Here is a 357-nt window from a genome sequence, read left to right as displayed (position 1 = left end):
AATCGGACGAAGGGTACGTGCTCGACAATGGTGTCGTGCGCGCGGTGATCGAAGGCCGCGGCCTTCTGGTGTCACTCGTCGATGCGGCATCAGGGCGCGAGACGATCGCCCCCGGTACCGCGGGGAACCGGCTACAGCTGTTCCGTGATATCCCGAACAAATGGGACGCGTGGGACGTCGACCGCTTCTACCGCAACCGCGTCACGGACCTCACCGACGTCGAGAGCATCTCGGTCTCGCTCGAGAACGGATCCGCCGTCGTCACCGTGGCGCGCGCGTTCTCGTCCTCGCGCGTGACGCAGACGATCACGCTCGCCCCCGGATCCCGCACGCTCGAGTTCGCGCAGGAGACCGACT

The 357-nt window shown here is 66.4% G+C and carries 1 protein-coding gene; it reads left to right on the top strand.

The window, feature by feature from the left end; all coding sequences use genetic code 11:
• The coding region (locus SB660_RS19310; protein ID WP_410583843.1) for a glycoside hydrolase family 38 C-terminal domain-containing protein at positions 1-357 on the top strand (357 nt) is incomplete at both ends.

The sequence above is a fragment of the Bacillus sp. SIMBA_005 genome (assembly GCF_046535585.1).
In the GTDB taxonomy this organism is placed as follows: domain Bacteria; phylum Bacillota; class Bacilli; order Bacillales; family Bacillaceae; genus Bacillus; species Bacillus pumilus.
The sequence above is the reverse complement of the archived record's forward strand: the minus strand, read 5'-3'. Positions and strand labels throughout refer to the sequence as shown.